General features: G+C 41.9%; 36 protein-coding genes. 2 read left to right on the top strand and 34 right to left on the bottom strand.

Features of this window, described 5'->3' with window-relative positions:
- Positions 1-64 precede the first annotated feature (64 nt).
- From E5Y90_RS06585 to E5Y90_RS06420, 34 genes are all read right to left on the bottom strand, one after another.
- Complete coding sequence (locus E5Y90_RS06585) at positions 65-490, bottom strand: Pmp3 family protein (protein ID WP_174659758.1); 426 nt, start codon at positions 488-490, stop codon at positions 65-67.
- Between the two features lie 2 nt (positions 491-492).
- A complete protein-coding gene (locus E5Y90_RS06580; protein ID WP_218955281.1) occupies positions 493-744 on the bottom strand; it encodes a hypothetical protein in 252 nt (83 codons plus the stop codon).
- An 82-nt stretch (positions 745-826) separates the two neighbouring features.
- Positions 827-1,399: a hypothetical protein gene (locus E5Y90_RS06575; protein WP_174659756.1), complete on the bottom strand. Its 573-nt coding sequence runs from the start codon at positions 1,397-1,399 to the stop codon at positions 827-829.
- A 40-nt stretch (positions 1,400-1,439) separates the two neighbouring features.
- Positions 1,440-1,703 (bottom strand): hypothetical protein, encoded by a 264-nt coding sequence (locus E5Y90_RS06570; RefSeq protein WP_174659755.1) that lies wholly within the window; start codon positions 1,701-1,703, stop codon positions 1,440-1,442.
- The gene (locus tag E5Y90_RS06565; protein ID WP_174659754.1) at positions 1,700-2,233 is read right to left on the bottom strand and encodes a Rha family transcriptional regulator; all 534 of its coding nucleotides are present in this window, start codon (positions 2,231-2,233) and stop codon (positions 1,700-1,702) included. The genes E5Y90_RS06570 and E5Y90_RS06565 overlap by 4 nt, the downstream gene beginning before the upstream one ends.
- Before the next feature lie 284 nt (positions 2,234-2,517).
- The gene (locus E5Y90_RS06560; RefSeq protein ID WP_174659753.1) at positions 2,518-3,252 is read right to left on the bottom strand and encodes a hypothetical protein; all 735 of its coding nucleotides are present in this window, start codon (positions 3,250-3,252) and stop codon (positions 2,518-2,520) included.
- Positions 3,245-3,427, bottom strand: a complete 183-nt coding sequence (locus E5Y90_RS06555; protein WP_174659752.1) for a hypothetical protein — start codon at positions 3,425-3,427, stop codon at positions 3,245-3,247. The genes E5Y90_RS06560 and E5Y90_RS06555 overlap by 8 nt, the downstream gene beginning before the upstream one ends.
- A 9-nt stretch (positions 3,428-3,436) precedes the next feature.
- Positions 3,437-3,856 (bottom strand): hypothetical protein, encoded by a 420-nt coding sequence (locus tag E5Y90_RS06550; RefSeq protein WP_174659751.1) that lies wholly within the window; start codon positions 3,854-3,856, stop codon positions 3,437-3,439.
- The gene (locus E5Y90_RS06545) at positions 3,834-4,328 is read right to left on the bottom strand and encodes a phage virion morphogenesis protein (RefSeq protein WP_174659750.1); all 495 of its coding nucleotides are present in this window, start codon (positions 4,326-4,328) and stop codon (positions 3,834-3,836) included. Before E5Y90_RS06545 ends, E5Y90_RS06550 begins: the two co-directional genes overlap by 23 nt.
- Positions 4,329-4,335: 7 nt before the next feature.
- On the bottom strand, positions 4,336-4,776 hold the full coding sequence (locus E5Y90_RS06540; protein ID WP_174659749.1) for a gp436 family protein: 441 nt from the start codon (positions 4,774-4,776) through the stop codon (positions 4,336-4,338).
- A 7-nt stretch (positions 4,777-4,783) separates the two neighbouring features.
- The gene (locus E5Y90_RS06535; RefSeq protein WP_174659748.1) at positions 4,784-5,122 is read right to left on the bottom strand and encodes a hypothetical protein; all 339 of its coding nucleotides are present in this window, start codon (positions 5,120-5,122) and stop codon (positions 4,784-4,786) included.
- A gap of 10 nt (positions 5,123-5,132) precedes the next feature.
- Positions 5,133-6,212 carry a major capsid protein gene (locus E5Y90_RS06530; protein WP_174659747.1) on the bottom strand — a complete coding sequence of 360 codons (1,080 nt, stop codon included), beginning with the start codon at positions 6,210-6,212 and terminating at the stop codon, positions 5,133-5,135.
- Between the two features lie 5 nt (positions 6,213-6,217).
- Positions 6,218-6,592: a hypothetical protein gene (locus E5Y90_RS06525; protein ID WP_174659746.1), complete on the bottom strand. Its 375-nt coding sequence runs from the start codon at positions 6,590-6,592 to the stop codon at positions 6,218-6,220.
- Positions 6,593-6,595: 3 nt separating this feature from the next.
- Positions 6,596-7,561, bottom strand: coding sequence for a hypothetical protein (locus E5Y90_RS06520; RefSeq protein WP_174659745.1), 966 nt, complete (start codon positions 7,559-7,561; stop codon positions 6,596-6,598).
- A 57-nt stretch (positions 7,562-7,618) separates the two neighbouring features.
- A complete protein-coding gene (locus E5Y90_RS06515) occupies positions 7,619-8,017 on the bottom strand; it encodes a hypothetical protein (RefSeq protein WP_174659744.1) in 399 nt (132 codons plus the stop codon).
- A gap of 54 nt (positions 8,018-8,071) precedes the next feature.
- Positions 8,072-9,277, bottom strand: a complete 1,206-nt coding sequence (locus E5Y90_RS06510) for a phage minor head protein (protein WP_174659743.1) — start codon at positions 9,275-9,277, stop codon at positions 8,072-8,074.
- Positions 9,278-9,280: 3 nt separating this feature from the next.
- Positions 9,281-10,765 (bottom strand): phage portal protein family protein, encoded by a 1,485-nt coding sequence (locus tag E5Y90_RS06505; protein ID WP_174659742.1) that lies wholly within the window; start codon positions 10,763-10,765, stop codon positions 9,281-9,283.
- A 9-nt stretch (positions 10,766-10,774) separates the two neighbouring features.
- Positions 10,775-12,310, bottom strand: a complete 1,536-nt coding sequence (gene terL / locus E5Y90_RS06500; protein WP_174659741.1) for a phage terminase large subunit — start codon at positions 12,308-12,310, stop codon at positions 10,775-10,777.
- Complete coding sequence (locus tag E5Y90_RS06495) at positions 12,311-12,775, bottom strand: DUF2280 domain-containing protein (RefSeq protein ID WP_174659740.1); 465 nt, start codon at positions 12,773-12,775, stop codon at positions 12,311-12,313. It abuts the gene before it with no gap.
- Between the two features lie 70 nt (positions 12,776-12,845).
- Positions 12,846-13,055 carry a hypothetical protein gene (locus E5Y90_RS06490; protein ID WP_174659739.1) on the bottom strand — a complete coding sequence of 70 codons (210 nt, stop codon included), beginning with the start codon at positions 13,053-13,055 and terminating at the stop codon, positions 12,846-12,848.
- Positions 13,056-13,122: 67 nt separating this feature from the next.
- Positions 13,123-13,764 carry a putative metallopeptidase gene (locus tag E5Y90_RS06485; RefSeq protein WP_174659738.1) on the bottom strand — a complete coding sequence of 214 codons (642 nt, stop codon included), beginning with the start codon at positions 13,762-13,764 and terminating at the stop codon, positions 13,123-13,125.
- Positions 13,724-14,161 (bottom strand): hypothetical protein, encoded by a 438-nt coding sequence (locus E5Y90_RS06480; protein WP_174659737.1) that lies wholly within the window; start codon positions 14,159-14,161, stop codon positions 13,724-13,726. The genes E5Y90_RS06485 and E5Y90_RS06480 overlap by 41 nt, the downstream gene beginning before the upstream one ends.
- 1,067 nt (positions 14,162-15,228) lie before the next feature.
- Positions 15,229-15,453 (bottom strand): hypothetical protein, encoded by a 225-nt coding sequence (locus E5Y90_RS06475; protein WP_174659736.1) that lies wholly within the window; start codon positions 15,451-15,453, stop codon positions 15,229-15,231.
- A 97-nt stretch (positions 15,454-15,550) separates the two neighbouring features.
- The gene (locus E5Y90_RS06470; RefSeq protein WP_174659735.1) at positions 15,551-15,694 is read right to left on the bottom strand and encodes a hypothetical protein; all 144 of its coding nucleotides are present in this window, start codon (positions 15,692-15,694) and stop codon (positions 15,551-15,553) included.
- Positions 15,695-15,922: 228 nt separating this feature from the next.
- Complete coding sequence (locus tag E5Y90_RS06465; RefSeq protein WP_174659734.1) at positions 15,923-16,477, bottom strand: hypothetical protein; 555 nt, start codon at positions 16,475-16,477, stop codon at positions 15,923-15,925.
- Positions 16,474-16,884 (bottom strand): DUF559 domain-containing protein, encoded by a 411-nt coding sequence (locus E5Y90_RS06460; protein ID WP_174659733.1) that lies wholly within the window; start codon positions 16,882-16,884, stop codon positions 16,474-16,476. The genes E5Y90_RS06465 and E5Y90_RS06460 overlap by 4 nt, the downstream gene beginning before the upstream one ends.
- The gene (locus E5Y90_RS06455) at positions 16,881-17,156 is read right to left on the bottom strand and encodes a hypothetical protein (RefSeq protein WP_174659732.1); all 276 of its coding nucleotides are present in this window, start codon (positions 17,154-17,156) and stop codon (positions 16,881-16,883) included. Before E5Y90_RS06455 ends, E5Y90_RS06460 begins: the two co-directional genes overlap by 4 nt.
- Positions 17,153-17,518, bottom strand: a complete 366-nt coding sequence (locus tag E5Y90_RS06450) for a hypothetical protein (protein ID WP_174659731.1) — start codon at positions 17,516-17,518, stop codon at positions 17,153-17,155. The genes E5Y90_RS06455 and E5Y90_RS06450 overlap by 4 nt, the downstream gene beginning before the upstream one ends.
- Positions 17,515-17,850, bottom strand: coding sequence for a hypothetical protein (locus E5Y90_RS06445; protein WP_174659730.1), 336 nt, complete (start codon positions 17,848-17,850; stop codon positions 17,515-17,517). The genes E5Y90_RS06450 and E5Y90_RS06445 overlap by 4 nt, the downstream gene beginning before the upstream one ends.
- Positions 17,847-18,554, bottom strand: a complete 708-nt coding sequence (locus tag E5Y90_RS06440) for a hypothetical protein (RefSeq protein WP_151206197.1) — start codon at positions 18,552-18,554, stop codon at positions 17,847-17,849. The genes E5Y90_RS06445 and E5Y90_RS06440 overlap by 4 nt, the downstream gene beginning before the upstream one ends.
- Positions 18,547-19,398 carry a hypothetical protein gene (locus tag E5Y90_RS06435; RefSeq protein WP_151206196.1) on the bottom strand — a complete coding sequence of 284 codons (852 nt, stop codon included), beginning with the start codon at positions 19,396-19,398 and terminating at the stop codon, positions 18,547-18,549. The genes E5Y90_RS06440 and E5Y90_RS06435 overlap by 8 nt, the downstream gene beginning before the upstream one ends.
- Positions 19,391-20,167 (bottom strand): HNH endonuclease, encoded by a 777-nt coding sequence (locus tag E5Y90_RS06430; protein ID WP_201798530.1) that lies wholly within the window; start codon positions 20,165-20,167, stop codon positions 19,391-19,393. Before E5Y90_RS06430 ends, E5Y90_RS06435 begins: the two co-directional genes overlap by 8 nt.
- Positions 20,168-20,217: 50 nt before the next feature.
- The gene (locus tag E5Y90_RS06425) at positions 20,218-20,706 is read right to left on the bottom strand and encodes a phage regulatory CII family protein (protein WP_151206195.1); all 489 of its coding nucleotides are present in this window, start codon (positions 20,704-20,706) and stop codon (positions 20,218-20,220) included.
- A gap of 58 nt (positions 20,707-20,764) precedes the next feature.
- Positions 20,765-21,019: a helix-turn-helix domain-containing protein gene (locus E5Y90_RS06420; protein WP_151206194.1), complete on the bottom strand. Its 255-nt coding sequence runs from the start codon at positions 21,017-21,019 to the stop codon at positions 20,765-20,767.
- Positions 21,020-21,135: 116 nt separating this feature from the next.
- Here E5Y90_RS06420 and E5Y90_RS06415 point away from each other — a divergent pair, with 116 nt between their 5' ends.
- Both E5Y90_RS06415 and E5Y90_RS06410 read left to right on the top strand, forming a co-directional pair.
- Complete coding sequence (locus E5Y90_RS06415) at positions 21,136-21,834, top strand: LexA family protein (protein WP_151206193.1); 699 nt, start codon at positions 21,136-21,138, stop codon at positions 21,832-21,834.
- A 202-nt stretch (positions 21,835-22,036) separates the two neighbouring features.
- Complete coding sequence (locus tag E5Y90_RS06410; RefSeq protein WP_174659729.1) at positions 22,037-23,089, top strand: DUF262 domain-containing protein; 1,053 nt, start codon at positions 22,037-22,039, stop codon at positions 23,087-23,089.
- Positions 23,090-23,091: the final 2 nt, after the last annotated feature.

The raw sequence follows: 23,091 nt of genomic DNA, 5'->3' as shown, positions 1-23,091 counted from the left end.
ATCTAAATTGCAGGCAATAAAAAACCCGCTTAAAGCGGGCTTAGTTTCGGTTTTAATAAGTTTTTCAGGAAGTGCCTTCTAATGCTGAGCCGCAGTGCTTACACTTAATTGCAGCTATCTTTATTTCTTCAGCGCAAAATGGGCATTCTTTAAAATCAGGATTTTCATTTTTTCCCTCTTGATTAAGTCTTACTCCAGCATTGTATGAGTAAGCATCTTCTGCCACCAATTTGGTTTTATTATAGGTTTTGATTGGCTCAACATGTGGTGCATGATTAACAGGCTGCTGTATGACTCTTTGCACAGGCATATAAAGCTTTACACTGTGGCTACCACAAGCACCACACACCTTGCCTCCAGATCTTCGCCAAATTTCATATATTATTCCGGGGAGAAGACCTATAAATAGCAAAATGATGGTTATAGCAAAACTACCCTTTGTCTTTGGGGCCCCAACATGACCACACACTAAACACTCAACTGTAGCCATCCTCAACGCTCCCAATCAATCTTATAAACCCGACCATCCACCACAGTAATTGTGTATTTCTGACCATTCACCGTGTAGCGATAAGAAGTAGCTTTATGCGGCCAGCCATTTCGGTCATGAATTACATGATTATAAGAAGATTCAGGATCACCCAAGACATCAAACATTTGCCCCAATGAAAAGCCGAGTTTCACGTAGCTAGTGCTGCCACGCACAGAGTTTACTTCTACAGCAAAAGCTGTGGTACTAAGCATAAGAATCGTAATTAATAATAATTTTTTCACAATAACCCCCTAAATAGTTATTTGCACATCATATCTTTAGGTTATCGCCTGATCAATCAGAGATCATTTCTTTTTTAAATGACTCAAAACCTTTTTTATCAGATTGAGCTACACGTCCGGCAACGGCGTTATTGAGGATTCCTTGCTTATACAGCTTGTTTGCAGCCTTAACATAGCCCTGGAATGTGCCGTAGGTCATTTCCATGATTTCGCTATGCTGGTGGCCCATTGATACCAGAAACTGGAATGAATCAAACCAGGTGGAGTCATCTTTCTTTTTGATGCCACGTTTTGGCTTTTCGTATTTGAAGTAAACTTGATTGATCAAGAGTACTGCCTTAAGCAGATCCTTAAATCCCTGTTCTTCAGCAGCAAGTTCTAACAGTGATTCATGGTCCAGATTGGTGACGCATGCCATAGTCGAAATGACTTGCACAGTATGAGCTGTGAATAGCGCCGTCAAAATCTCATCTGAATGATTCTGGTCTTTGATGAAGTTTTTTAATACTTCAGCATGCATTGCCCAGGTATCGAAGTCTTTCATCTGGATCTGGCGAACTTCGATATCTGTTTTAAGTACTGGCACCTTGATGCTTCGATTCGTTGCTAGGAAAAAATCATTCATGATGGGGTCTCAAAAAACCACCCGAAGGTGGCGAAGGTTGTCAGTCCTGCGCTATGCCTTGAATGCCTTTGCATAGTTTCAGGATGCTTTGGGCATGCAGCGTGATATGTCGATGGTTTGGCCTGGTTCGCTCAATATCAATTCCAATCAATATGGCTGCTTCAATATTTTTCTGCCAATCACCTGTGTCTGGTACTGGCTCTATTGAGCAAAACACATAGCTATCATCACCAATATTAATGTCCGCATAATTTTCTTCGTCTGTGCTTGGTCGACATTCTGCAACTACATAGGCAATATTCATGATTGCACCACGCTCGCAAATGGTAGCGATGGCTGTAATTCTCTTTCTAATTGCGCTATTTCATGATCAAGTGGATGCTTTTCATGTTTCCACACATTCATGTCTCTAGCTGAGCAACTAACTTGCTGTTTGCGATTTTCGCGATACCCAACAATATGGTTATATCTGGCCCATTTAGATTGGAAGGCTTGAGTTATTTGGTTTGACATCCACTCAAATGCATCAATAAATGATTCTTTGATAGCATCGGCTTTTTCACCACTAAACCCCATGACAAGAAACATGAAGCCACGTTCTGTCATTTGATAAAAGCCCGTATTTCTTTTCGTGTTACCTATCTGTTTGTTTTCTAAGGTAAACGCAAAATTGCGCTCACGGAATTTCTGCGAGCACTTCATGTTTTTAATTGCTCGAAGCACATCGGAGTGTCGTTTTTTAAATGCTTCCGCCACTGCATAACTGGTTGTCTTTGGTTCGCCATTTTCATTTGAGACCATGGCTCGTAAATTTAATGTTGTCATCATGTTCATAAGATTTCCTCTTATATGATCATGTTCAAAAAAAGAAACTGGCAGGCACGTTGAACATGGAAACGTGCTTTTCGAACCGTCGCCCTAGCCAGTGGTTTGCCCAAATTGCGGGCATTAAAAAAGCCGACTTGTTAAGGCCGGCTTCGCTTTTAAAATATAGATTTCTGTCAATAGTTTGGTAAATGACTTTGAGTTGTAAAAACTAGTTAATACAATTCGAAACCATCTAAAAACAGGCACAAAAAAAGACGCATAGCGCCGTGGAGTTCTTTGTGCCTGGGGTTTTACACTTTAGGAATTGTCACAACATGGCCATATAAACCTAGTGTTGCATCCGTTCCCTTGGTCACATCAGATAAGGCCTGACCTGAAATTTCATACTGGCCAAGGTCTTCATGAATCAATGGGAATGTTGTTTCTGGTGACTTTTTAGTACGCCACAAGCGAACAGCCATATTGTCACCAGTGGCAGTGTTAATCCCCTTAAAGAACAATTCATATTCTTTATTGAAATCACTGGCGATCGTGGTATGTGTTACGGCACCAGTGGTGTATGTAGCGGTGACTGGCTCTGCAATGGTTTCTCTAAAAATCACAGTACCAAACACGGTATCCAGGTCATATTTAGAATCGTCAATTTCTTCAATGCCCGACTTAAATACAACAGCAGTTAGGCTATAACCATTCAGCTTGATTTCTTCACCAACTTTCACGGTACCCAAGGCTTGATCCGTCACCGTATCACTAGCAACCTCCGATTTCATACCCGAGAGAATGTATTGCAGATTAGCCTCGTCCACTTCTTCAAGTTGCCCTGAGAAGTTCACACCAGTGGTCTTTGTCAGCACGAAATCAGTTGTGCGCTGACCAGACGTGCTTTCCTGATGTTCAACTTGATCCGTTGTGATTTCAAGCTCAAATTCAGGCACGTTACCAATATGGCGCATAGCGCCTGCAACACCATTAGCAATTTCTGATAAATAGAATTTGCCCTGCAGTGAGATATAGTTTTTAGCCATCGGTTTTCACCTCTTCTTTCTTGGCTTGAGTTGCTTTGGCCTGGGTAGGTTTTTTATCCAATTCAATCACACCGCGCCGCAGTAGATCCTGAATTTGAGCATCATCCAGCCCACCAACGACTTCGCCCTTTTGAAAGCGGCCGACAGGCTGTAATGCTTTATATTGTTTTGCCATGACTGGCTCCTAAATGAATTTTTGTGATTCAAAAATAATGGTGATGTATGCAAAGCCTGGACTATAGCCATCCCGAACCGATATGAAATCCAGTGCAGTACGTGATGCTTGAGGCTGCCAGCCGGAAAGTAGTTGAATAACCTTCTCAGTCAAAAGGCCCGCTTCATCACTCACTGCCCGACCGTCGGTCATCTGGGATTGAGCATTCCGGCATGCGACTGTGACCGCCCATTGCTGGCCGATCTGGTTGATGCTTCCACGACCTGCACTGGCTTTCTTATCTATACGGACAAAATTGACATGTGCCGATGGCGTGACTTGCGACATCTCGGTCACACTGACTGAGTTCAACGGCGTATAGATCTTTAGAAACTCTGGAATCTCTTTCAGTTTTTCTGCAATCTCGTCACGTACTGCGAAGAATGTCATCTATAAAACCCCCGACGATATTAAGAATTGAAGCTTCATCCTCGGCATCAATACCAAGAAAAGTTCTTGAGGGAATATTGACCTCTTTTACCTTTCGAAATTGACCACCCACCGCAAACGTAATGTATTGACCGTTTTTAGGGGTAATGTGAGCACCATAATGAAAGATGTGGGCGTAAGTTTTATTTGACCCCCACTCCACACCGTTTGAGCGAAGGTTGTAATGAAGTTCATTCATTAGGTCGCCAGTATCTCGACCTGTTTGGCCTCCCTGCAAACGAGCACGCCACGAGATCTTCCATGGATTACCATTAAGATCACGCTCATTCATAAATCGTGCTTGAGTGGATGCAACTCCATGCCCACCAATCTCGGTAAATAAGTCCCCTTTATAAGCATCGAAATTACCTAATTGCTTAAGCACTGCTTCAATAGGTGAGCTATCAGCTCGGATGGTTATTGCGAAAGCCATAAACACCTCACTTCATGCTGGGCATCATGTCTAAAGTGGCATCACCAAATACACCACCGGTGTAACTTGTACCGACCGGTGCTGTCGAAGGCCGCCCTTTAGGTTGATCATCCACGATCTGGTTTGTTTCCTGCAACTGAATCTGCAAATGTGCTTTGTTATCAGCAACACGTTTTAAAAATGCGATTGCATCCTCATAACGCTTTCGAGCCTCTTCGATGGGTTGCTGAAAGTAAAGACGATAACGTGCAATGTCACACGCCATACGCTTTAAATTACTGGGCACATTGGGTAGCGGCAAAGGATAACGACCACCGATATGACCATTAATCTCCTCTGTTGCGTCCTGAATTGCATCAGTTACTGAAGACTGAGAAGGAAGCATCGTTTTCAGATTTTCGATCTCATCACCAAATCGTGCGACCAAATCTTCTTCAGTCGCATACATAGATCACCTACTTGGTTTCGTCAGCCGCTTTAGAGTCTGCTTTAGGTTTTGCAGCAGGTTTAGCCTTTTCGAGTTCAGCCACCTTAGCCTTCAGATCAGCGACCTCTTGATCAACCTTAGCCTTGTCATCTGCTAAGGTTTTATTTGCTGCTGTTAGTTCAGCATTGGTCTTTTCAAGTTCAGCCAAACGTGCGGCGGTACCATCTGCCTTAGGTTCTTCCGGCTCTTGATACTCTTCAATAGCCCCAGATGCTAAAAGGGCCTGAAGTTGTTTAGCTTCAAGCCCTTTGATTTCATCACCTGGCATAAAATGCCCGATGGATTGTTTTGCTGTGTACTTCGGCATTTAAGCCTCCTTATAGAGTGATAAAGCCAGTACCACCAACGACACCATTCTTGTTAGAAGGCACAACCAGTGGAGCAGATTCGGTCATCAGCATGATGCCGCTTGGGTCTTCACAGTACCATTGACGATCAAAGTACTGTTGAGCAACGCCATTGGCCAACATGTTTTTGATCTTACAGTGAGCTACCGAACCATTGGTATCAGAGATCAGTGAGAAGTAATCTTTAGGAATGAAGCGCTTCACTTGACCTTTGTTGCGGTAGGTTGCGTCATATACCCAGAATTCGATTCCATCAAAAGTACCTTTGAAGGTCGCTGACTCTTTGACACCAAAGCTTGGATTCACTGGAACAGAAATACCGGCATACGGCGTGATAAATTCTTTTTTGAATTCCTCATTGTTCCAGAGAGCTGCCCAAACCAAGCCAGACATAACAGACAGCTTAGCTTCACCACCATCAGCAGCCAATTGACGTTCAAGCATGGTACGGATATCCGTTACCGGCTTGGCACCCGCTTCATTCCACTTGGTCAGCGGCGTAAATGTTAAAGATGCATCACGACGGTAATCCACCAGGTTGTATTCATAATCATCCGAGTGAAGCGCATATTTACCATTTTTCAGTAAATCAATTGCCATCATCAGGACCGAGTTATCAATTGCATCATGGTTACGCTTCATCACTGAAATTTGAGCAATGATCATTTGCTCTTGCTCAGACAGTCGCTGGTTGCCTGTAGAGATGATGCCTGCAGTACGTAAACGTTCCAGCAATGCGATTTCAAAAGTTTCGGCCGGAGTGACCTGATTCTTTGGCTTGTAGTAAGCTGGTTTTACATGACGCACTTCACCTGATTGCGTGGTATCAAATGGCTTACCAGGCTGTTGCGGTGATACTAATGGTGCCAGATCATGCTCAGCTGACAATTCAGCCAGTGGCACATCATCACGGGTGAATAACGGGCGATTTGGGAAAAGCTTATCTAAAAGCCAAGTATCCATCGGACGGTAATTCGAGTGAATCAGTGCGAGTTCGCCCACATCAAGCAACTCAAGTGGAGCACCTTCAATATTAAAAGACTGTGGCATGTTAATTACACCTTAGAAAGTTCGATTTTATTTTTAGTTGCCTGTGCACGTGCTGCATCATATTTTTCAGCAGCAAGCAAAGTTCCATCAAGTGATACGGCTTCAATACTAAAAACCCCGCCGTAATACACTGGAATTTCAATCCCGTCAGCTGCCTTGATTGTTGCTTCAGCCGCAGTGACATTCTGACCGCAGATTACATCCCAAGTGGACTCATCAGTAGCATGAGACAACACGTTGTCAGCTGACAGCGTTAATAGATCGCCGTATTTATATGCGGTTGCAGTTGTCACCTTTGCATTGGCACGACGTAGTTTTTCATTGTCCAGGATCAGTCGTTTTGAAGTGACTGAGATAGGCGGTACATAGTGAATGGCCATGAATTATTTCCCCTTGTTTTGTTGTGCAAATGCTTGTGCACCAGAAGTGAATTTGTGAGTGTCGGTATTATTTGGCTGACCACCTTGCCCCGGATTTGCTTGATGAGTAAATAAGTGTGCAAATGCCGGATTTACAGCTGGCGCAGGTTGTGGTGTTTGTTCTGCAGGTGGCTGTGTATTACCTGCCGAGAATTGACGAAGCTGCTTAGCCGTGAAGGTGAAAACTGAATCATCCATATTGGTATAAGCCGTTTTATCTTCAGCACTAAATTGTGTTTTCAGCTCAGCTTCTAAAGCTGCAATTTCATCAGCACGCTTTTGCGCTTTAAATTGCTTAAGTTCAGCCAAGGCATCATCACGTTCGCGCTCTGCTTGTTCTTTGGCTTGTTGTGCTTTTTCTAATTCGGTCACGTCTGTGTCCTCTTTGGTTGGGTTTGGGTTGGCTTTGCCCGAGAAGGCTTTAATTGATGTATTGCGATCAGCACCTGTTGAGCAGATCGTGAATTCACGAATACGGTTTTGACGGAAGATAGTGATTGGACCTTCAAACGACTGGCCATTCACGATGACAGTTTTGCCTTGTGAGACTTCTTCAATCGATCCAGGATCAATCATCATCGACATCTGGAACGGGAAACCATCATCAGAGTCCTGGACAATCTCTTGTGCCTTGGTATTCGTAAGGAAATCACCAGATACATCAATCTTTCCGTTGGTATCTACTGTTTGAACAACACCAATTCGACTTGAACCAAAGTGCTCTTCAAGCAAGGCTGTTGGCTTATCAATCTCGATCCCATCAAGATCAAAAACGACACCAGAGCGCCCCCAATACCAGTGACCATCTACACGACCACCAGCATAAGCAGTGCCTTTAAATTTCCGCTTCTGCCCTTCTTCGGCTTTCGGCACTTCGATTGCTGAGGCATTGAATAAATATTTCAGCCGTTCTTCATTTGGATCTGGCATTTTTCATGCTCCATAAAAAAACCGCCAATTAAGGCGGTTTTAAATGTTTGAGATTGTTTAAATACTTTGAACCAACGCTAAAAGCTTTGTTTCAGCTTCTTTGGTATGGGAATACATCATTGGTTCATTGTGTTGTATTGCAGCGGTTAAGGTATCAATGATTCGCAACTTCTCTTCTAATGAGTAATCGACTTTTAATACAGCATCCATAGATCCACCATTACCCAATGACATATCCCCATTGGCCGTGCATGGTACTGCTAAAGCTTTTGCCCTAAAATCGCGTCCTAATGCATGACAACCATGCTCGTCGACCTTTAAGGCACCTGTTAGAAATAAACGTAACTGCTGTTCTTCTTCCGCTGTTTCGACGGTTAAAGTCCGAATAAATTTGGGTAGCTCCACACCTTCTTTAACATCAATAGACATCATACTGTCGATTCCAGATACACGCATTTTTATTTTCCTCAATAAAAAACCGCCCAAGAGGCGGTCATATTCATTTTAAAATTAGTTCATTAAAGCCTTTAGGGTATAAATCATCTGCCCTTCAACCGCTTCAATCGAAATAACCTCAAACGACAGTCCAATTGGAAATAAAACACCATTGCCAGCATTCAACATATCCAGATCAATACCGAGCCCTTTAGCATTCTCAATCTTGATGACGATATCCGAAGCTGTATCTACCATCAGCAACGGCGCATTTAACTGAACTGTCTGCCCTACCTGATAAGCTGCTACTTGTTGAAGTGTCGCAGCACCCACCACGGTTGAAGCGGCATTGCTTGCCACAGCCTGAATAGCTGCCATATCGGTACTCAGCCACCGCTTAAGCACATCATCAGCCAGTGAGCTTGTAGCAGAGTTTAAATAGCCGCTCAGTGCAGCATCATTTCCTTGCACATAGTCCAAGAAGGTACGAATTGCACTTGGCCGAATACTTGGATCAAGTGGAATCACCGTATTGGCCACTGTGTCGAACAGGTCCCGGGCGTTATCATCCATTGGAGCAAATAGACTGGTGAGCTTTTTACTCGCCGTCCATTCTGCTTTGATGACCTCTTTCTGTTCGAGGAGATATTCTTTATCTAAGGATGAAGCACTGATCTTTTTATCTACCAGCGTTTCAAGTTCACCAAACTGCAATGGGTGAGAACTCCAATCCAAAGCCTCGGCAATTTCAGGCAACTGATCATCAGGTGTAATGCCGTATTTCAGTGCCTGCTTCTCGGTTAAGGCAATCACGGTGCACCGGCAACGAAATCCCAATGGTGGATAATGTGTTAGCCAGAATGGATGATCAATCGGCAGTACGATACGATTCAAAGCTAAATGAGCAGGACGTACGCGACTATCATTGATCGCCGAGTACATCAGGTATTGTCGTTTAGCTTTATTCCGTTGCTGCTGTTGCCATCGTCCATGTCCATAAGCACTTTGGATATTGGTACGAAATACATTATCCAAATAGTGTTTAGGCAGGATGATTTCAGATTCTTCAATCAGCTTCTGAAAGTCCTTGAAAGTACCGCCATCGGCAATCGATTTATTCACGGCCTTAATGACTGTTTCAACCTGCTCAAGGCTCGATAGAAAGCTAACCGTAGTTGCCATCTGCCGAGTTTTAAGATCCATTGAATAGAATTCATCAGGTAATGCAATCTTTTTACTGTGAGCGTACCGAAGCGCCTCAAGAAATGTGACTGGTTGCATAACTTACTTCCCATCTTGCGCCGTCACATACCCCAACACATCTGCAGCATACAAAGCTTGATCCAGATTAGCCGTGAACTGCGTCTGAGTTGCATCAGGTATCAATTGCATCAAGTTATAAGCCAGACTTTCAGGGCTATCAGACTTGAATACCAATTCCTTGACCTGATCCGGCTTTAATAGCTGCAATTCATCCTGTGCATCAGTCAACTCTTCAACTTCTTGCTGCTCTGGTGAGAGCTTGTTTGCTGTTGCCTTGAAATTGAATGCCTGACGCGGTAATGCTGTGAATTGATTGAAACCTGTTTGAACCTGCTCAATCACATCGCCATCCTCAAGCCCATACTCACGCTTGAAGTATTGTGGCGTTAAGACTGCACCTGCATTCTTTAACTTCACATCACGATCTGCTTTAGGCTCTTCGAGTGATTTCTCTTCACCAATGATGACTCGATGACGTTCCCAGCCATTTAGATCGCATAACGCATTAATAACGGCTTGGATCGTTGGCATGATCATTCGTACGTCAGCTTTATACTTCGAGTTCTGTACTTCTAAATGCACATCACCTAAAGCACGAGATCCAGAGCCATCGGTACCAGATGTAAGAGTTTGGCCAAGGATGACTTTCTGAATACGGCGTTCAAGGTTCTTATCAAAGACTTCAAATGTCTGGGATGCATTACCATTAGTATTGGCAGTCTGGATTTCAACCGAATCTGTACCACTCAATGCAATAACCGAACTGGCATGTGCTCTAAGCAGTGCATCCCGCATATCTGTCGTCTTGCCGGCAGTTTTACCTACCAGCATTGGCAAACCAAACTTTTCTACAAACTTGGCCCAGAACTTAAAGCCAGATGTTTTAAAGAACCACACCCAGTACAGTCGACTTAATAAAGCCTCACCCAATGGATTTTCAAAAGTAGGTTTACAGCGCGTTAGGAAATGCTTAAACCGCTGATCAACCTCTTGATCTTTCCTAGTCGTATTGTAGTTTTCCAATAAAATAAGGCGACCATCATTCTTAGGCTCATACCATTGCATTGGCTTTTCACCAATCCACTTAAAACCAATAAACGGTGTAATAGTATCGCCGTCAATATGTAGGCTCGGTTCCTCAGGCTTGGTATAGATTGCCTCTAATACAGAATATCCGTACCAGCGAGCATTCTGCGCACCCAAGAGAATCTCAGACCACCACTCACGTAAATGCTCCATAATGATTTTAGATTCCGGTCGGTCCATCGGCTCTACACGCCATGATGCACTCTCAAGTTTATCCTGGCGTTTCTCAATGGCCTGATAAATCTCATCGTCATACATCATGACTTTCAATCGTGGACGTGTGACCCCGGCTTTTCGAAGTACTTCATCGCCGTCTGGCATTTTGGTCAGATAACTGATTAAAGCCTGTTCAGCTTCATGAGAATACAGTGCACCAGCTTCAGGTTTTGCATTCTCAGGTTTTTTCCTTTTCTTAGACATAACTTAACCTTATGCAGCCGGAGGGCTGTAATTAATTGCAATCACTGCGTCTTCAATTGCATCAATGAGCGTATCCACCTGGTCATCATGATCATGGGTAAATGCAGCATTGAATGCCTCACATTCTTCAAAGAATTCACCGACCCAATGAGCATCCTTAGGTACCATTACGAAACGATCCTCAGGCTTATCCTTATAATTCGCTTCAAGATGGACCTGCACATCCATAAAACGGGATAGCTTGTCTGTATTACGTTGGACCGGAATGACAGCGACACCGGAGTAAGTTCCTAGTGTCTGGATCAACTGGGTACCTGACGCTTTATCCTCTACTTTCATGTAGCGAATAGGCTTGGTGTGCCAGGTGTATTCTTTATGCTTATCCAGAAAGGCTTTCGCCTGACGGTTTAATTCAGGGGCTTCCCACTTACCACGTAAGAGATCCAGTAAGTACAACTTGCCGTCTATACCCATACCAACAAGCAGAAATACAGAGTAATCATTGTGCTCTTTGGTTTTCTGCGCCGTATCAACAAGGACGGCGCGCCACTGTAGCTCTGGATGCTCTTTATAGAATCCAAACCATTCAGACTTGATCAGGTCACCGCCTAATTTCTTAGGCTGCTGCATGTACTGACTGGAGAATGTATAACGGGATACCGTGGCACCTTCTTTATCCTTACCACCCTTCTCTAGTTGCAATAGAGATTGAAGTGATTCTTTCTTTGGCCAGTAGCTTTGCCGACCCTGCTCATCACGCTCAGCATCTCGCGGTACCAACTTTTGTATGTGGTCTGGCAAGGTTGCAATGTACTTATCATCAATCAGTGCAGGAATAGATATCTGAGTCCATTCACCGGGTAGATTTCCCGTCATGACAAAGTTAGTCGGATCTTCCGTGTGAAGCCGCTGCATGATCATGATGATCGGCGTATCAGACTTGGCTTTACGTGAGTTCACCGTATTGAGTAACTTACGATTTGCAGCATCTCGCTTAATCTTACTAAAAGCATCTTCGGGCTTTAACGGGTCATCAATAATGATACAACCAGTAAAGCCATCATCTGCCAGCGTCCCTGCTCGCCGTCCTGTTACCTGCCCACCCATGGAAGCCACATAGACATGGCCAACGTCATAGTCTTCAACCGTAATCTTCCACTCTTTCTTAGAGTCGGTGCTATTTGATACGGTTAAGTCCCACATCAGGCGGTAGTCTTTGGACTTCACGATGTCACGCGCCGTATCTGATACTCCCTCAACCAATGATTGGGAGAATGACAAATACAGAAACCGTGACCGGGCATTTAGGGCTAAGCCGCGTGGGATCAGATTAGTTGTAAGTTCGGTCTTACCGGCACCTGGTGGGACATTGATAACCACGTTGGCAATCTGACCAGCTACCACCTGATCAATAATCCATGAGATGTAAACATGGTGCCAGTTCACCGTGAATTTAAAGCCCATTCTTGGCTTAAAGAATCGCCGAGTGAAATATAAATGCTCATCTTCACACAGCTTCTTTTCAACCTGTGTTTGCAGATCCATTTAATATTCCTCTTGGGCCTTCTTCACTGCAGCTTCAACTTGTTCTGGAGTGGCATGAACAACTGTTGTCTGTAATGCTTCACCGTCTTTACCAGTAATCTCTTGCCGGTTAGTGAATTGACCGCCTACATCTTTTGCAGCCTGCTCAAGAATCTTAAGTGCTAATTTTGCATTCTTGGTTTTTTCAAGTTGCTTCTGATATTGCTTAAGCCGGTAATACTTACTGGCAATTGGAATATCTATCAAACCTTCATCAAATTTCTTACGAGTCTGGTTGAATAGATCTACAAGCTTTTTCCCGAGATTGCGACCTGCATATTTAGTCGGGTCATAGTTTTCACACTGACGGCGATCAATTTCAATATTGAACTCTTGCTTGACCAACTCCGCAACTTCTTGAGGGGTATCACGGCATGCAAGAGCTTGAACGATAAATATTTTTACAGGCTCTTTAAGTGCTGCCATAAATTCCCCTTTTGTCATGCTACGTCATGCAAAGTAGGCAAAAAAAATCCCCTTTAATCGGGGAGCTTTTTTAAATCATTTCAAAATGCCTCAATGCTTCTTCAACCTTACCCTTATGCTCTTCAGGACAAGGATGAACACGGTTATCTGGATCATACCTATTAGGTGCTTGCCTTTTAATTAAACCATGCTGATTTTTAATATCTGCTATCCAGCAACTTTTAAAAGTACGCCCATGTTTTTCAGTAAGGAATTCTTGAATTTGTTTATATGTAGCCATACGTGCCCTCCTTTAGATCAAATCTACAAAAAAATGAAATAAAGTAAAGCTAAAATCTGATCCCATTTTAATTAATCACACAGTTCCCACAACATGCTGCCATGCTTGCCTCAGATACAAACGGCGCATTCTTCGCAATTTCAATAAGCCGTTTTACAGACTCGTCTGCACCCCATCGTTTAGTCTCACCAAAGAACACTTCGACATCGTGGCCAGCCAGGTAATGCTTAGGCAGTCCAGTCATATCGCTATAAATGATTTCACCATCTTCATCTCGTTCTACACCGATATGATATAGCTCATGTTCAATCAAACGGCAGAAGTCACGATCTGAAGCTTGTTCGCAAAACGTGGCATCAACTGTAATGAGATATACAGGCACAAAGCCAAACCAATCCCGCATCTGTTGTTCTTGGCGTGCTTTCTTCCAGCCGCCCTGGTTAAACATGACCTTTTCACATTGACCTAATACCATGCGCTTCTTGGCTACGGCGGCAGATGAAGCCCAGGCGAATGCAAGGAACTCTTCATTGTCATGGAGTAGTTCAGCAATATGATCATGATCTGGGTTATGTAATTCACCGCCGAGAGTGAGCCAATTTTTAACGACCCATTCTTTCAACTCAACAGCTGGTGCCAAGCGAATGGCTTCTTCTTCCTCGGCCTGATCAATCAGCTCCGTCGGTGGGAATGGTCTGAACTGTTCCATAAGATGCCTTTAAATCTCTTAGCCACTTAGTAGCACGGCCCATGTTGATATCAGCAGTTTCAAACCGGTGATAGCGATATCCCATTTCTTCAGCATGGTCATAACGATCTATGCTCCAGGCTTTTGTAGCAAGTTTGCCTTTTCTTCCACCTGACCAAGGGCCACCAGCGATTTCAATCAGCATTCGATACTCAATCAAATGAAAGTCAAACCGCCAATGCTTGGTGCTTTTAAAATGAAAGTATTCTTCGTACTTGATTTCCATCCGGTCAAGGATTTCTTTGAGCCGATCAAATGCCTCTAAGTATTTCTCACCAGCCTTAGGGAGCGGCCTGGTACGTGGTTTTTTCTTGGGAGGGATCTTATTGGTTAAAACTTTGTAGGCTTTAAGTTCCATACTTCACCCATTAAAAAACCTCCCGAAGGAGGTTTGTGTCTATCATTATTATCTATTCTTAAAATACAAAATAATTAAGCCAAATGGTGTTAGAGCCCAGGCGAAAAACCAGCACATCAATCTAGCAACCAAGATAAACCATACTGTGAATATATTAATTGAGTAGGCATAAACCCTGTCCCCCAAAAGTAACTCCCAAAAATAATCATAAAGAAATTTCGCGTACGGATATAAAAGCGAGTTGAATATCACATAACCTTTCATTATCACTATTTCGTGAAGTGGCTTTGCTACACTAGCTTTTGCCTCCAGCATATCAATGATCAACCATGTGAGAACCCCAAAAACCGAGCCAATAAACAGGTTTCTAAAAAAATAATCCCTTCTCAGCCCACCGAAAGTCATTGAAATTAAACTTAACATAATAATTTTCTGGCAATCCATTTAGTTTCAATTTTATCAAAGGCTCACAATTTTTAAATTGCCAATTAACCCATATTCACCACCAATAAGAAAAGAGAAACCCCGCCAATAATGCATATTTAGCGGGGCTCTATGTGCCGTAATACGTCCGGCGAATTTAAGAAATAAAAAAAACCTGCACTTTGGGGAAAATGCAGGCCATAAACTCAAATTAAGTAAAAATGTGGAGAATTACTTAATGTTGAGTAATTTACTATGAATTACTTTACTTTTCAACAATTCTTGATGCATTTCAAATTTTTATCACCAACTGTATGCTAAATCTCAGTTACACCATGCAGACTAAATAAACAGAATATGAATTAGAGCATACTTTTCTCCTGTTAATAAAAAGCCCACTTATTCGTCAAAATAAGTGGGCCAGTGTTTTAGTCATTTTCTTTGTATTACGTCTTCTTCTTATTGCAAAGAAAATATAACATCAGGGTTTCGATAAAAAAGTATGGAAAATACTAAGAAACTGTTTTCAAATGTTGAGATTAAGTTGCTTTTATTATCAACCAATAAATCCTAAACATTAAAAAAGCCCACCTTTAGATGAGCTAATAGTACCCTATAAATATAGTAATAACCCATTTCTCTATTTATGGGTAATCATATCGTATTACTTCTACTAATTTACTACCTAGCAGATAGGAACCATATTGCAAGTTGTGGACTTGCATTCTTGCGTATGGCGGTAGATGTTGGGTTAAAAACTCTCCATCTCGATTCTTATGAAAAATATTTAGGACACCTGCCCCCTCTTCATGCACCTCAATCAGATCCTCTTCAACCCCATCTTGATATTTAACTCGCACCTTGCTCATAACTAGATCATCTCATTATTTTTAAAATAATTAAGTTAACAAATATACGAGAGCAAAAAAAGCCCGCCATTTGGCGAGCCTCTGTCGATTCTTCGTCCTAACCAAGGATACATAGAGCCACAAGAACAACCATGGCTAAAATAAAGGCTGTTACTGGATTAAAAAATGCTGCTAAGGCAACAAATAACCAGGCAAAATCCCTCAAAGAACCCGCTGAACTTGTTTGTGTAAGGTTCGCCATAAGCTACTTCTCCCATAAACTTGCTATCCAGCTCTTGTAGAGTTGGGAGATAGCAGCCCAGACTGTGCTCTGATTCGTTTTTTAAAGCCAGTTGACTTCCGGTAGAGCACCCCAACTGGATAACGAAAAGCCCACCAATAAAGATGAGCTTTTAAATACTTGGTCTCGGTTGAACCGTAATACGACCAGTATAGAAAAACTATACCTTACATCCATTTAGGATGTCAATTAGCCAGCCTTCTTTAATTTTGATCGGTAATCACCCACATGGACTTCAATTTCATCTTGCAGTTCTTTCAATAAAAGCTCTACGGCGTTACCCAACCAAGCATATCGTTTTGAGTATGTATTTGGCTCAATGTAATCAATCCCTGAAAACACTAATCGGCCCTTCAAAGTATGGTATTCACGCAACATCGGACGCAGACCATAAAATAATTCCATTCGAGCTACATGCTGACAGAATACTGCCATATTAAAAGTTTCACGTTGTTTCTCTATTTCATCCTGAACCATTCGCCATAAGTACCCAGCAATGTAATCTATTAAGTCCTTGTATTGCTGAGTATTATCACGAAGATCACCCCATACCAAAATTGATGCATAAGCCTTGGATTCTTTATTTGGAAGTCCAGCAATAGCCCCACAACGATCTTCCCAATTTACTGGCGTTTCACCTGTTCCTGGAATCCCTGCTTCATAATTAGCAGTCTTGGCGCGCAGCTGCTGCCCCAACCATTCAATATTAGATAATTTTTCCGCTTTTTCAGCCGCTACATTCATCCTAAATCCCCTACCATCTTCTCTATCTGCTGGATCGCGTGACCTGACTTCACTTGATCCGTACTAAACCGTATTACCTGAAAACCCATCATCGTCGCTGCGTTATACTTTTCCATGTCGCCAATGTAGCCCTTACCCCTTGTATGCCTGCCACCACTCCAGATCCCACCTTCAACCTCAACCAATATTTTTTTACCCACCAAGTGAAAATCAGCTCTCCACTTTCGCTTTGGGTGAAACTCGAATTCCTGCTCAAAATCAATTTTTAAAGTCTTTAACTCTCTGGCCAGCTTCGCTTCAAACTCATTTGGTATTTTTGCCCCTTTCACCTTAGGGCGTGTGGAGCGCCCTTTCGACCTAGTGGCTTTCACCATTTTTTTGTATTCAGAAATTGAGTAGCTGGTCATGTATCCCCCATACCCTGCACTCCAAATAGCTGTTTTGCCTTAGGTGTAAGAAAATAACGATATTCATCATTACCACCACCAACAAACCCAATAAGGCCAATTTGCACCAAAGTTTTTAAATAGCGCTGCACCGATCTGATTGTCATGTATGGCAACGCTTGATCTTGGATCTCCTTGGTTGTGGCGATTGGTGTGTTTTTAATAACAAGCAAAACATCAATACCACGATTTAATGAGGCCGCTTTGTTGTGCTGATACGTTCTTTCGTTCACGCTGCACCCCCATAAATATCACCAGTAAGCTTAATGACACGCAAGTCCTCTGGTTTAAACCCACCGCGCTCCACCCCGTACTTTTTAGCGTATTCCCTGCGCTCATTGATTGTTATTAATGGACTCCTAGTTGATATCTCATAAAGGTAAGCGCATATCCCGCCTTCACCCGTGTAATCGAAGTGAGCGATATGAAGAGTGTTTTTGCTGTACGACGGGATTCCAGTAACTTTCATCAAGTCACCCTTTCTCCCAACATATCCAGGTAGGGAAAAATCACCACCACCATCAAAAATATCTTTGGTTAGATAAACAAGTTGGCCAACTTTAAAATCAATATTAGTTAAACCGCCCTTACTCACACCCCACCCCCTGCGCTTTGTTCAATCAACTGTTTTGCAAGGTCAAATACTTTCTTTGCCGTGCTTAAGTCTGGTTTGTTTCTCCACACCCATGAGTAACTACCATCTACAAATTCAGCATCACCATCTGCATACACATCAAAAATATAACTATGCAATTCATCAAATGCTGGCTTGCAATCCCATTCAGGTTCTAAACCGCCACATTGCCACCAGAATTCCCAAACCCCATCTTCATACCCAAAGAATCGCCCTTCATAATGTCCTGGGTCTAACTGCATCAAAAGGCGCATTGCTGTTCGATTATTCTTTTTAATCTGACGTTCCTTCACACCCCACCCCCTGCGCTTTGCATCTCTTTCATTGCGCTATACATAGCCATTGGAAACGTCATCCCACTTGACTGAAGCTCTTTGATTTTCCCCTCCAGCCAAGCTTTTTGCTCAGGTGATTGCTCAGGTAGTATTGATTTAGGCTTAGGTGCTGCCTTGGATGTAGCAATCATTTTTGGCGGCACATACCACTCTTGCTGACGACCTTGCATCTGTGCTTTAGCCAGATAGGTTTCATAGATCGATTTAAACTGCTTGAAAGCCTCTTTCATGCTTCCCTGCTCAACCAACCAATAAACCGAATCCCATGCTTTTTTGGTCAGAGTAGTAATCTTGTCTTTCTGCATCAGAAACTCTTCCAGCTTCATGCGAGATAGTTCAGCAACGCGATGAGAACTCATGTTTGAGTAATCACAAGCACGCTGCCATGCCTCTGTTGCTGTCCACCAGCTGCCAGACATGCACCAAGTTTTGAAATCAGAAAGTGTTGGGCAGAAATCACCTGATCCAGCTTTCGCATTCAGCTGCGCCATGCCCTTTTGAAATTGTTCATCACTCAACATTGCTAAAGCACCGTTGATGATATTCAGAATGCGATTCAGGTCAGTCATGCCGTTAAATTGGCTAATGAACTTGTGTCCATACATCACTTGCATGATGTCGTAGTATTCGCGTGCCTTGTCTAAGGCGATCCCGTTATGCACGACCCATCTCCTCAATCAGTAATGGCTTTTTTGGTTCACCAACATCAATCACCTGTCCTTGCTGTTGATCCAACTGCATACGTTGTTCAGCGAGAATCTGGGCTGTGGTTTTGGTGATAGATTGGCTTGGTGGTTTCAGTGGTGTTTCTTGTTGGCGCTTAATCCACTCAAATGCTTTACCAAGAATCTGGTTTTTCACCATTTGTTGTTTATGTGAATAAGCATCCTGAAGTTGAATCAGCAAAACATTCAAATCGTGTTGAGAGATATTCTTTAAACCTGCCATTGATAAACGAGTGTTCACATCAGAAAGAGAGAGATCGAAACGAGGATCTCGGTTTTCTGTATTCAGGTTTAAGGAATCAGAGTTAAGGGAATCAGGAATCAGGTTAAGGGAATCAGCAGGATCGGTTTCGTTTTGATCGTGAGCAGTTCCGTTTTTATCGCGATTATTCTCGATATTTTCTAAACCATTGTTTTGAATTGAATTAATACCATCAACATCATCGCGTAATTCAATATCAGGAATATCGGAGCCTTTCTCTTTTTCATTCTTGTGTGGATTTTGGTGCTTATTGAAATTGAGCACTTTTCCATAGGTTTGACCTTGTACCGAATATATCGAGATAAATCGCGATTTATCTAGAGCACTCATGAGCTGCTCGATATCACAATCGTCATAAGGCAGGAGTTGAACCTTAAGGCGCTTAGGCTTGTACTCAAAACAACCTTTGTAGTCAGCAATAGTCCACAGACCAATGAATAATAAGCGTGCCAGTGGTGGCAATTCAGAAAGCTCATCATTGGTGAAGAATGCTGGTTTGATGTTTCTTGCTCTAGCCATTTAGGATCTCCTCCATTGCTTCACGGAATTGAGTCCAGTTTTTAACTTCCTTGGCTAAATCTTTCAGCTCCTCAACGTCAAATCCTTGCTCAATAGCTGTAGTCAGCCAAGCTAATGATTTCTGATAATCAACATAGCTGATCCTGTTTTTAAGAATTCCACGGATATAACAAGCTGATTTTTCAGCCTCATCTTTTCTGTTAAAGTTGGCTACTTTGGGGATATTGTTGAACATCGCGCTTGCATCTTGAGCGCCATCTTTAGTGGTCACAATCTTTAGATCATCAATTGCTTGTAGCAATTCAGATAGTTCAAAGCGTTTAAACCATGTGGAAATTTCCTTCATGCCTATTTCATTAACTTTTGCTGGATATATTTTCTCTTCAATATATTGAGCGACCGACTGAACAACCTCATCATCAAAGCCCTTTAGCTCTTCTCGCCAGTCAAGCATCATCTTTAATTGTTTTCTTCGCTCATCTAGCTCTTCAAGCATTTTTCTCTGCTTTTTAATAATCGTGTTATCAGTTAGAAGGCGGTTGCTTTTACCTGAATTACAATCAACACATGACGTAACTAAATTTAAAATATCGTTATCGCCGCCTTTGCTTACCGGATTAATGTGATCAACATGAAGAACTACTTCTGGAGCAGCCTTGCCGCAGTATTGGCATTTAAATTGATCTCGCTTAAAAACTTCAAAACGTAATTTGTCGCCCATAGCTTTACGCTTTGGTTTTTCAGTTTTTTGTGCTAAATTTGATTTCATATTTAAAATTCTCTCTAAGTATTTTGAATACAAAAGCCTGATCCACGAAATCAGGCTTTTTCTTTTTGTGCATTTGATGTGTAGCGCTTCATTTGTTTGAATGCTGCCTGATCTGCAGCTGTGGCAAACTCAATAATCCGCTGGAAGATGCTGTGAATTTCTTCATATTCTTGCGGTGTGATTACGCCATCTTCATAAGCCTCATATACCTTCTGATTCGCCTGCCCATTGCAAATATTTCCCTGCATCATCGCTTCAATCACTGATAACTCATGATGTTTACTGCCATCGCAACCAGTAGGAATTAGAGCCAATCCCAGCTGATGCGCCCATGCACGCAAAACAACTGGATTACCAGTGAAGGAAAGCATCATTTCGAATTTCTTCAGGCTTGGCAGATAATCCATATTTGGATTCGCATAGTTCAAAACAGTCTTATGTGAATCACCCAAAACATCAGCAATTTGTTTAGGATCGATGCCCGGCGTTTGGTGGATCATCTTGTACATTGCGCTTTGTGCTTCTTTACTGAATTCCATGTGTGAATCCCTTTGTTTATTCACGTTTATTAAAAATAATTACTGATTGATAATTGGTTTAAGCAGTTAGTGATAAGGCTTGATTCCTGATGTAGTTAAAATCCGCCTCTGGGCACAGTAAGTCGCACTTAACAGCACCATTACTTTCCTTATCGATTCTTATTGCTAATAAAGCACTGCACTTGCTATTGCCGTACATGATTTGATGCAAGTACCCGATTGAGGTTTGGCATCGTTTTGCAAATGCTTTTCTTTCGGTTGGGGCTAATCGATTAAGAAAGCTCTTTAGTTCAGCTGTATGAGCAGAAGACATCTTAAATCTCCTAATTACTAATATTTAGTAAATACTAATTTTTATTACTTAATAAGTCAATCAAGATTTAGTGTTTGCGAATTTACTTTTTACTAAAAACTATATGAAATATCACTATGGACATAATTTCTTTAAGACGCGCCAATCTGCGCCAGGCTATTGATGCCAAATTAAAATCTGAGGGATTTTCTTCGGATGCTGCGTTTTGTGAGCATTACGACCTTAATCCAAGTCATATATCTCAACTTGTGAAAGGTCATGGGAGTTTTGGTGAACGCGCAGCTCGAAACTTAGAGAGAAAGGTTGGGTGGGAAATTGGAACCTTAGATCAACAACCTGCCAAAAATTTATTTGGGGGCGAAAGCTTGGCGAACGTCCCAAGAGTTAAAGCACGTATGGCCCCTGTTCTATCTTGGGTTCAAGCTGGTAGCTTTACTAATGTCGCAGCAGTTGATATGAGTGAAGTAACTGAATGGTTGCCCTTGCCAGAAGATGAATGTTCAAACTGCTTTTTTCTTAAAGTTCAGGGATTAAGTAATTTCCCTGATTTCATGGAAGGCGACTACATCGTTGTAGATCCAGATGCCTATTATGGGGATATGCAGTCTGGTGACATAATTGTAGTCCGTCGCGGTGACGATGCTACTTTCAAAAAACTGGTTATTGAAACAAATGGTAAAAGATACCTTCAAGCTCTAAATCCTGAATTTAAGCCCAATATTATTGAGTTAGATGATCAATGCCTTTTTGTAGGCCAGGTGGTTGACTGCGTTCGTTATGTTTATCGCGCTAGACCAAGAGTGAGAAAGAATTAAATAAAAAGCCGCTTATGCGGCTTGGTGGTTTGGGGGTGTAAGCACGCTTAATTGAGTTTAAGTGCTGCGCTCTAGATAAATTTATATGATTAATGAGACAACATTTATTGGTACTAGATATTAAATTTAAATCCCACTAGGTGTTTTTTGGCAAATATCTAAAATTTGCAGGTTTGTTTTATTTAACTAATTGGAAAAAATTATGGATAATGAAGATAGGCTTAAAGAGGCTGAGTTACAGCTTCAAAGTTATTCAAAAAAAATAGATTTTTATACTTCTGAGTATACAATTGAAATTTTAGCCAAAAAAGTTGCTGAAAATGAATATACAGTTCCTGATTACCAACGTGAGTTTACATGGGATACTCCAAGAAAAAGTAAATTTATTGAATCTATTTTAATTGGCTTGCCAATTCCATTTGTATTTTTTTGGATGAATGGAGAGACTGGTAAGCTTGAAATCGTAGATGGTTCTCAACGGCTACGGACTATTGAGGAGTATTTAGGGGGACGATTAACTTTAGAGAGTCTTGAGCGTTTAGACTTATTAAATGGCACTACTTTTAATGACCTGCCTTTATCAAGACGCAGGAAGATCTTAAATATTTCTATCAGGGGAATTATCCTTTCAGAAAATACAGACATGGAGGCTCGAGTCGATTTATTCGAAAGGATTAACACAGGTAGCAAGGTGGCTAACCCAGCGGAAGTCAGACGTGGTGCTCTTCGTGGTAAGTTTATGGACTTTGTTAATCGCTTAGCAATGAATGAGTTGTTTGTAAAATTAGCCCCTATTTCTTCTAAGCAGAAGAAGGAAAGAGAAGCTGAAGAGCTAGTTGCCAGGTTTTTCGCATATTCAGATGGATTAGATGGCTATAAAGATGATGTTTCTCCATTTATCTTCAGATATATAAAAAAAATGAACAATGTATTTGAAGAAAACCCTGAATTAGAAGTGGAATATGAAAAACGCTTCCAAAGAATGATTGAATTTGTGGATAGGTCCTTTGAGTTAGGATTTAGAAAAACCTCTGGTGCTAAAACAACACCTAGAGCTAGGTATGAATCAATTGCTTTAGGCTCCCATTTTGCTCTAGAAGAAAAACCTGACTTAAGTGTGGATATTCAAACCACAAACTCAATATTAGGGCGTGACCAATTTAAGAAAGAGGTTAGTTCTGATGGTGCAAATGCGCGACGTAAACTGACCGGAAGAATTGATTATATGCGTGATGCATTATTAGAGGAGGCTTGATC

Source organism: Acinetobacter sp. 10FS3-1, from assembly GCF_013343215.1.
In the GTDB taxonomy this organism is placed as follows: Bacteria; Pseudomonadota; Gammaproteobacteria; order Pseudomonadales; family Moraxellaceae; genus Acinetobacter; species Acinetobacter lwoffii_C.
Note: the sequence above shows the minus strand (reverse complement) of the source record. Positions and strands in the feature narration are given on the sequence as shown.

Bases quoted from the DNA above. Each gene is read 5' to 3' on its own strand.
- E5Y90_RS06585 (WP_174659758.1), bottom strand. From the start codon at position 490: ATGGCTACAGTTGAGTGTTTAGTGTGTGGTCATGTTGGGGCCCCAAAG.
- E5Y90_RS06580 (WP_218955281.1), bottom strand. From the start codon at position 744: ATGCTTAGTACCACAGCTTTTGCTGTAGAAGTAAACTCTGTGCGTGGC.
- E5Y90_RS06575 (WP_174659756.1), bottom strand. From the start codon at position 1,399: ATGAATGATTTTTTCCTAGCAACGAATCGAAGCATCAAGGTGCCAGTA.
- E5Y90_RS06570 (WP_174659755.1), bottom strand. From the start codon at position 1,703: ATGAATATTGCCTATGTAGTTGCAGAATGTCGACCAAGCACAGACGAA.
- E5Y90_RS06565 (WP_174659754.1), bottom strand. From the start codon at position 2,233: ATGAACATGATGACAACATTAAATTTACGAGCCATGGTCTCAAATGAA.
- E5Y90_RS06560 (WP_174659753.1), bottom strand. From the start codon at position 3,252: ATGGCTAAAAACTATATCTCACTGCAGGGCAAATTCTATTTATCAGAA.
- E5Y90_RS06555 (WP_174659752.1), bottom strand. From the start codon at position 3,427: ATGGCAAAACAATATAAAGCATTACAGCCTGTCGGCCGCTTTCAAAAG.
- E5Y90_RS06550 (WP_174659751.1), bottom strand. From the start codon at position 3,856: ATGACATTCTTCGCAGTACGTGACGAGATTGCAGAAAAACTGAAAGAG.
- E5Y90_RS06545 (WP_174659750.1), bottom strand. From the start codon at position 4,328: ATGGCTTTCGCAATAACCATCCGAGCTGATAGCTCACCTATTGAAGCA.
- E5Y90_RS06540 (WP_174659749.1), bottom strand. From the start codon at position 4,776: ATGTATGCGACTGAAGAAGATTTGGTCGCACGATTTGGTGATGAGATC.
- E5Y90_RS06535 (WP_174659748.1), bottom strand. From the start codon at position 5,122: ATGCCGAAGTACACAGCAAAACAATCCATCGGGCATTTTATGCCAGGT.
- E5Y90_RS06530 (WP_174659747.1), bottom strand. From the start codon at position 6,212: ATGCCACAGTCTTTTAATATTGAAGGTGCTCCACTTGAGTTGCTTGAT.
- E5Y90_RS06525 (WP_174659746.1), bottom strand. From the start codon at position 6,592: ATGGCCATTCACTATGTACCGCCTATCTCAGTCACTTCAAAACGACTG.
- E5Y90_RS06520 (WP_174659745.1), bottom strand. From the start codon at position 7,561: ATGCCAGATCCAAATGAAGAACGGCTGAAATATTTATTCAATGCCTCA.
- E5Y90_RS06515 (WP_174659744.1), bottom strand. From the start codon at position 8,017: ATGCGTGTATCTGGAATCGACAGTATGATGTCTATTGATGTTAAAGAA.
- E5Y90_RS06510 (WP_174659743.1), bottom strand. From the start codon at position 9,277: ATGCAACCAGTCACATTTCTTGAGGCGCTTCGGTACGCTCACAGTAAA.
- E5Y90_RS06505 (WP_174659742.1), bottom strand. From the start codon at position 10,765: ATGTCTAAGAAAAGGAAAAAACCTGAGAATGCAAAACCTGAAGCTGGT.
- terL (WP_174659741.1), bottom strand. From the start codon at position 12,310: ATGGATCTGCAAACACAGGTTGAAAAGAAGCTGTGTGAAGATGAGCAT.
- E5Y90_RS06495 (WP_174659740.1), bottom strand. From the start codon at position 12,775: ATGGCAGCACTTAAAGAGCCTGTAAAAATATTTATCGTTCAAGCTCTT.
- E5Y90_RS06490 (WP_174659739.1), bottom strand. From the start codon at position 13,055: ATGGCTACATATAAACAAATTCAAGAATTCCTTACTGAAAAACATGGG.
- E5Y90_RS06485 (WP_174659738.1), bottom strand. From the start codon at position 13,764: ATGGAACAGTTCAGACCATTCCCACCGACGGAGCTGATTGATCAGGCC.
- E5Y90_RS06480 (WP_174659737.1), bottom strand. From the start codon at position 14,161: ATGGAACTTAAAGCCTACAAAGTTTTAACCAATAAGATCCCTCCCAAG.
- E5Y90_RS06475 (WP_174659736.1), bottom strand. From the start codon at position 15,453: ATGAGCAAGGTGCGAGTTAAATATCAAGATGGGGTTGAAGAGGATCTG.
- E5Y90_RS06470 (WP_174659735.1), bottom strand. From the start codon at position 15,694: ATGGCGAACCTTACACAAACAAGTTCAGCGGGTTCTTTGAGGGATTTT.
- E5Y90_RS06465 (WP_174659734.1), bottom strand. From the start codon at position 16,477: ATGAATGTAGCGGCTGAAAAAGCGGAAAAATTATCTAATATTGAATGG.
- E5Y90_RS06460 (WP_174659733.1), bottom strand. From the start codon at position 16,884: ATGACCAGCTACTCAATTTCTGAATACAAAAAAATGGTGAAAGCCACT.
- E5Y90_RS06435 (WP_151206196.1), bottom strand. From the start codon at position 19,398: ATGGCTAGAGCAAGAAACATCAAACCAGCATTCTTCACCAATGATGAG.
- E5Y90_RS06430 (WP_201798530.1), bottom strand. From the start codon at position 20,167: ATGAAATCAAATTTAGCACAAAAAACTGAAAAACCAAAGCGTAAAGCT.
- E5Y90_RS06425 (WP_151206195.1), bottom strand. From the start codon at position 20,706: ATGGAATTCAGTAAAGAAGCACAAAGCGCAATGTACAAGATGATCCAC.
- E5Y90_RS06420 (WP_151206194.1), bottom strand. From the start codon at position 21,019: ATGTCTTCTGCTCATACAGCTGAACTAAAGAGCTTTCTTAATCGATTA.
- E5Y90_RS06415 (WP_151206193.1), top strand. From the start codon at position 21,136: ATGGACATAATTTCTTTAAGACGCGCCAATCTGCGCCAGGCTATTGAT.
- E5Y90_RS06410 (WP_174659729.1), top strand. From the start codon at position 22,037: ATGGATAATGAAGATAGGCTTAAAGAGGCTGAGTTACAGCTTCAAAGT.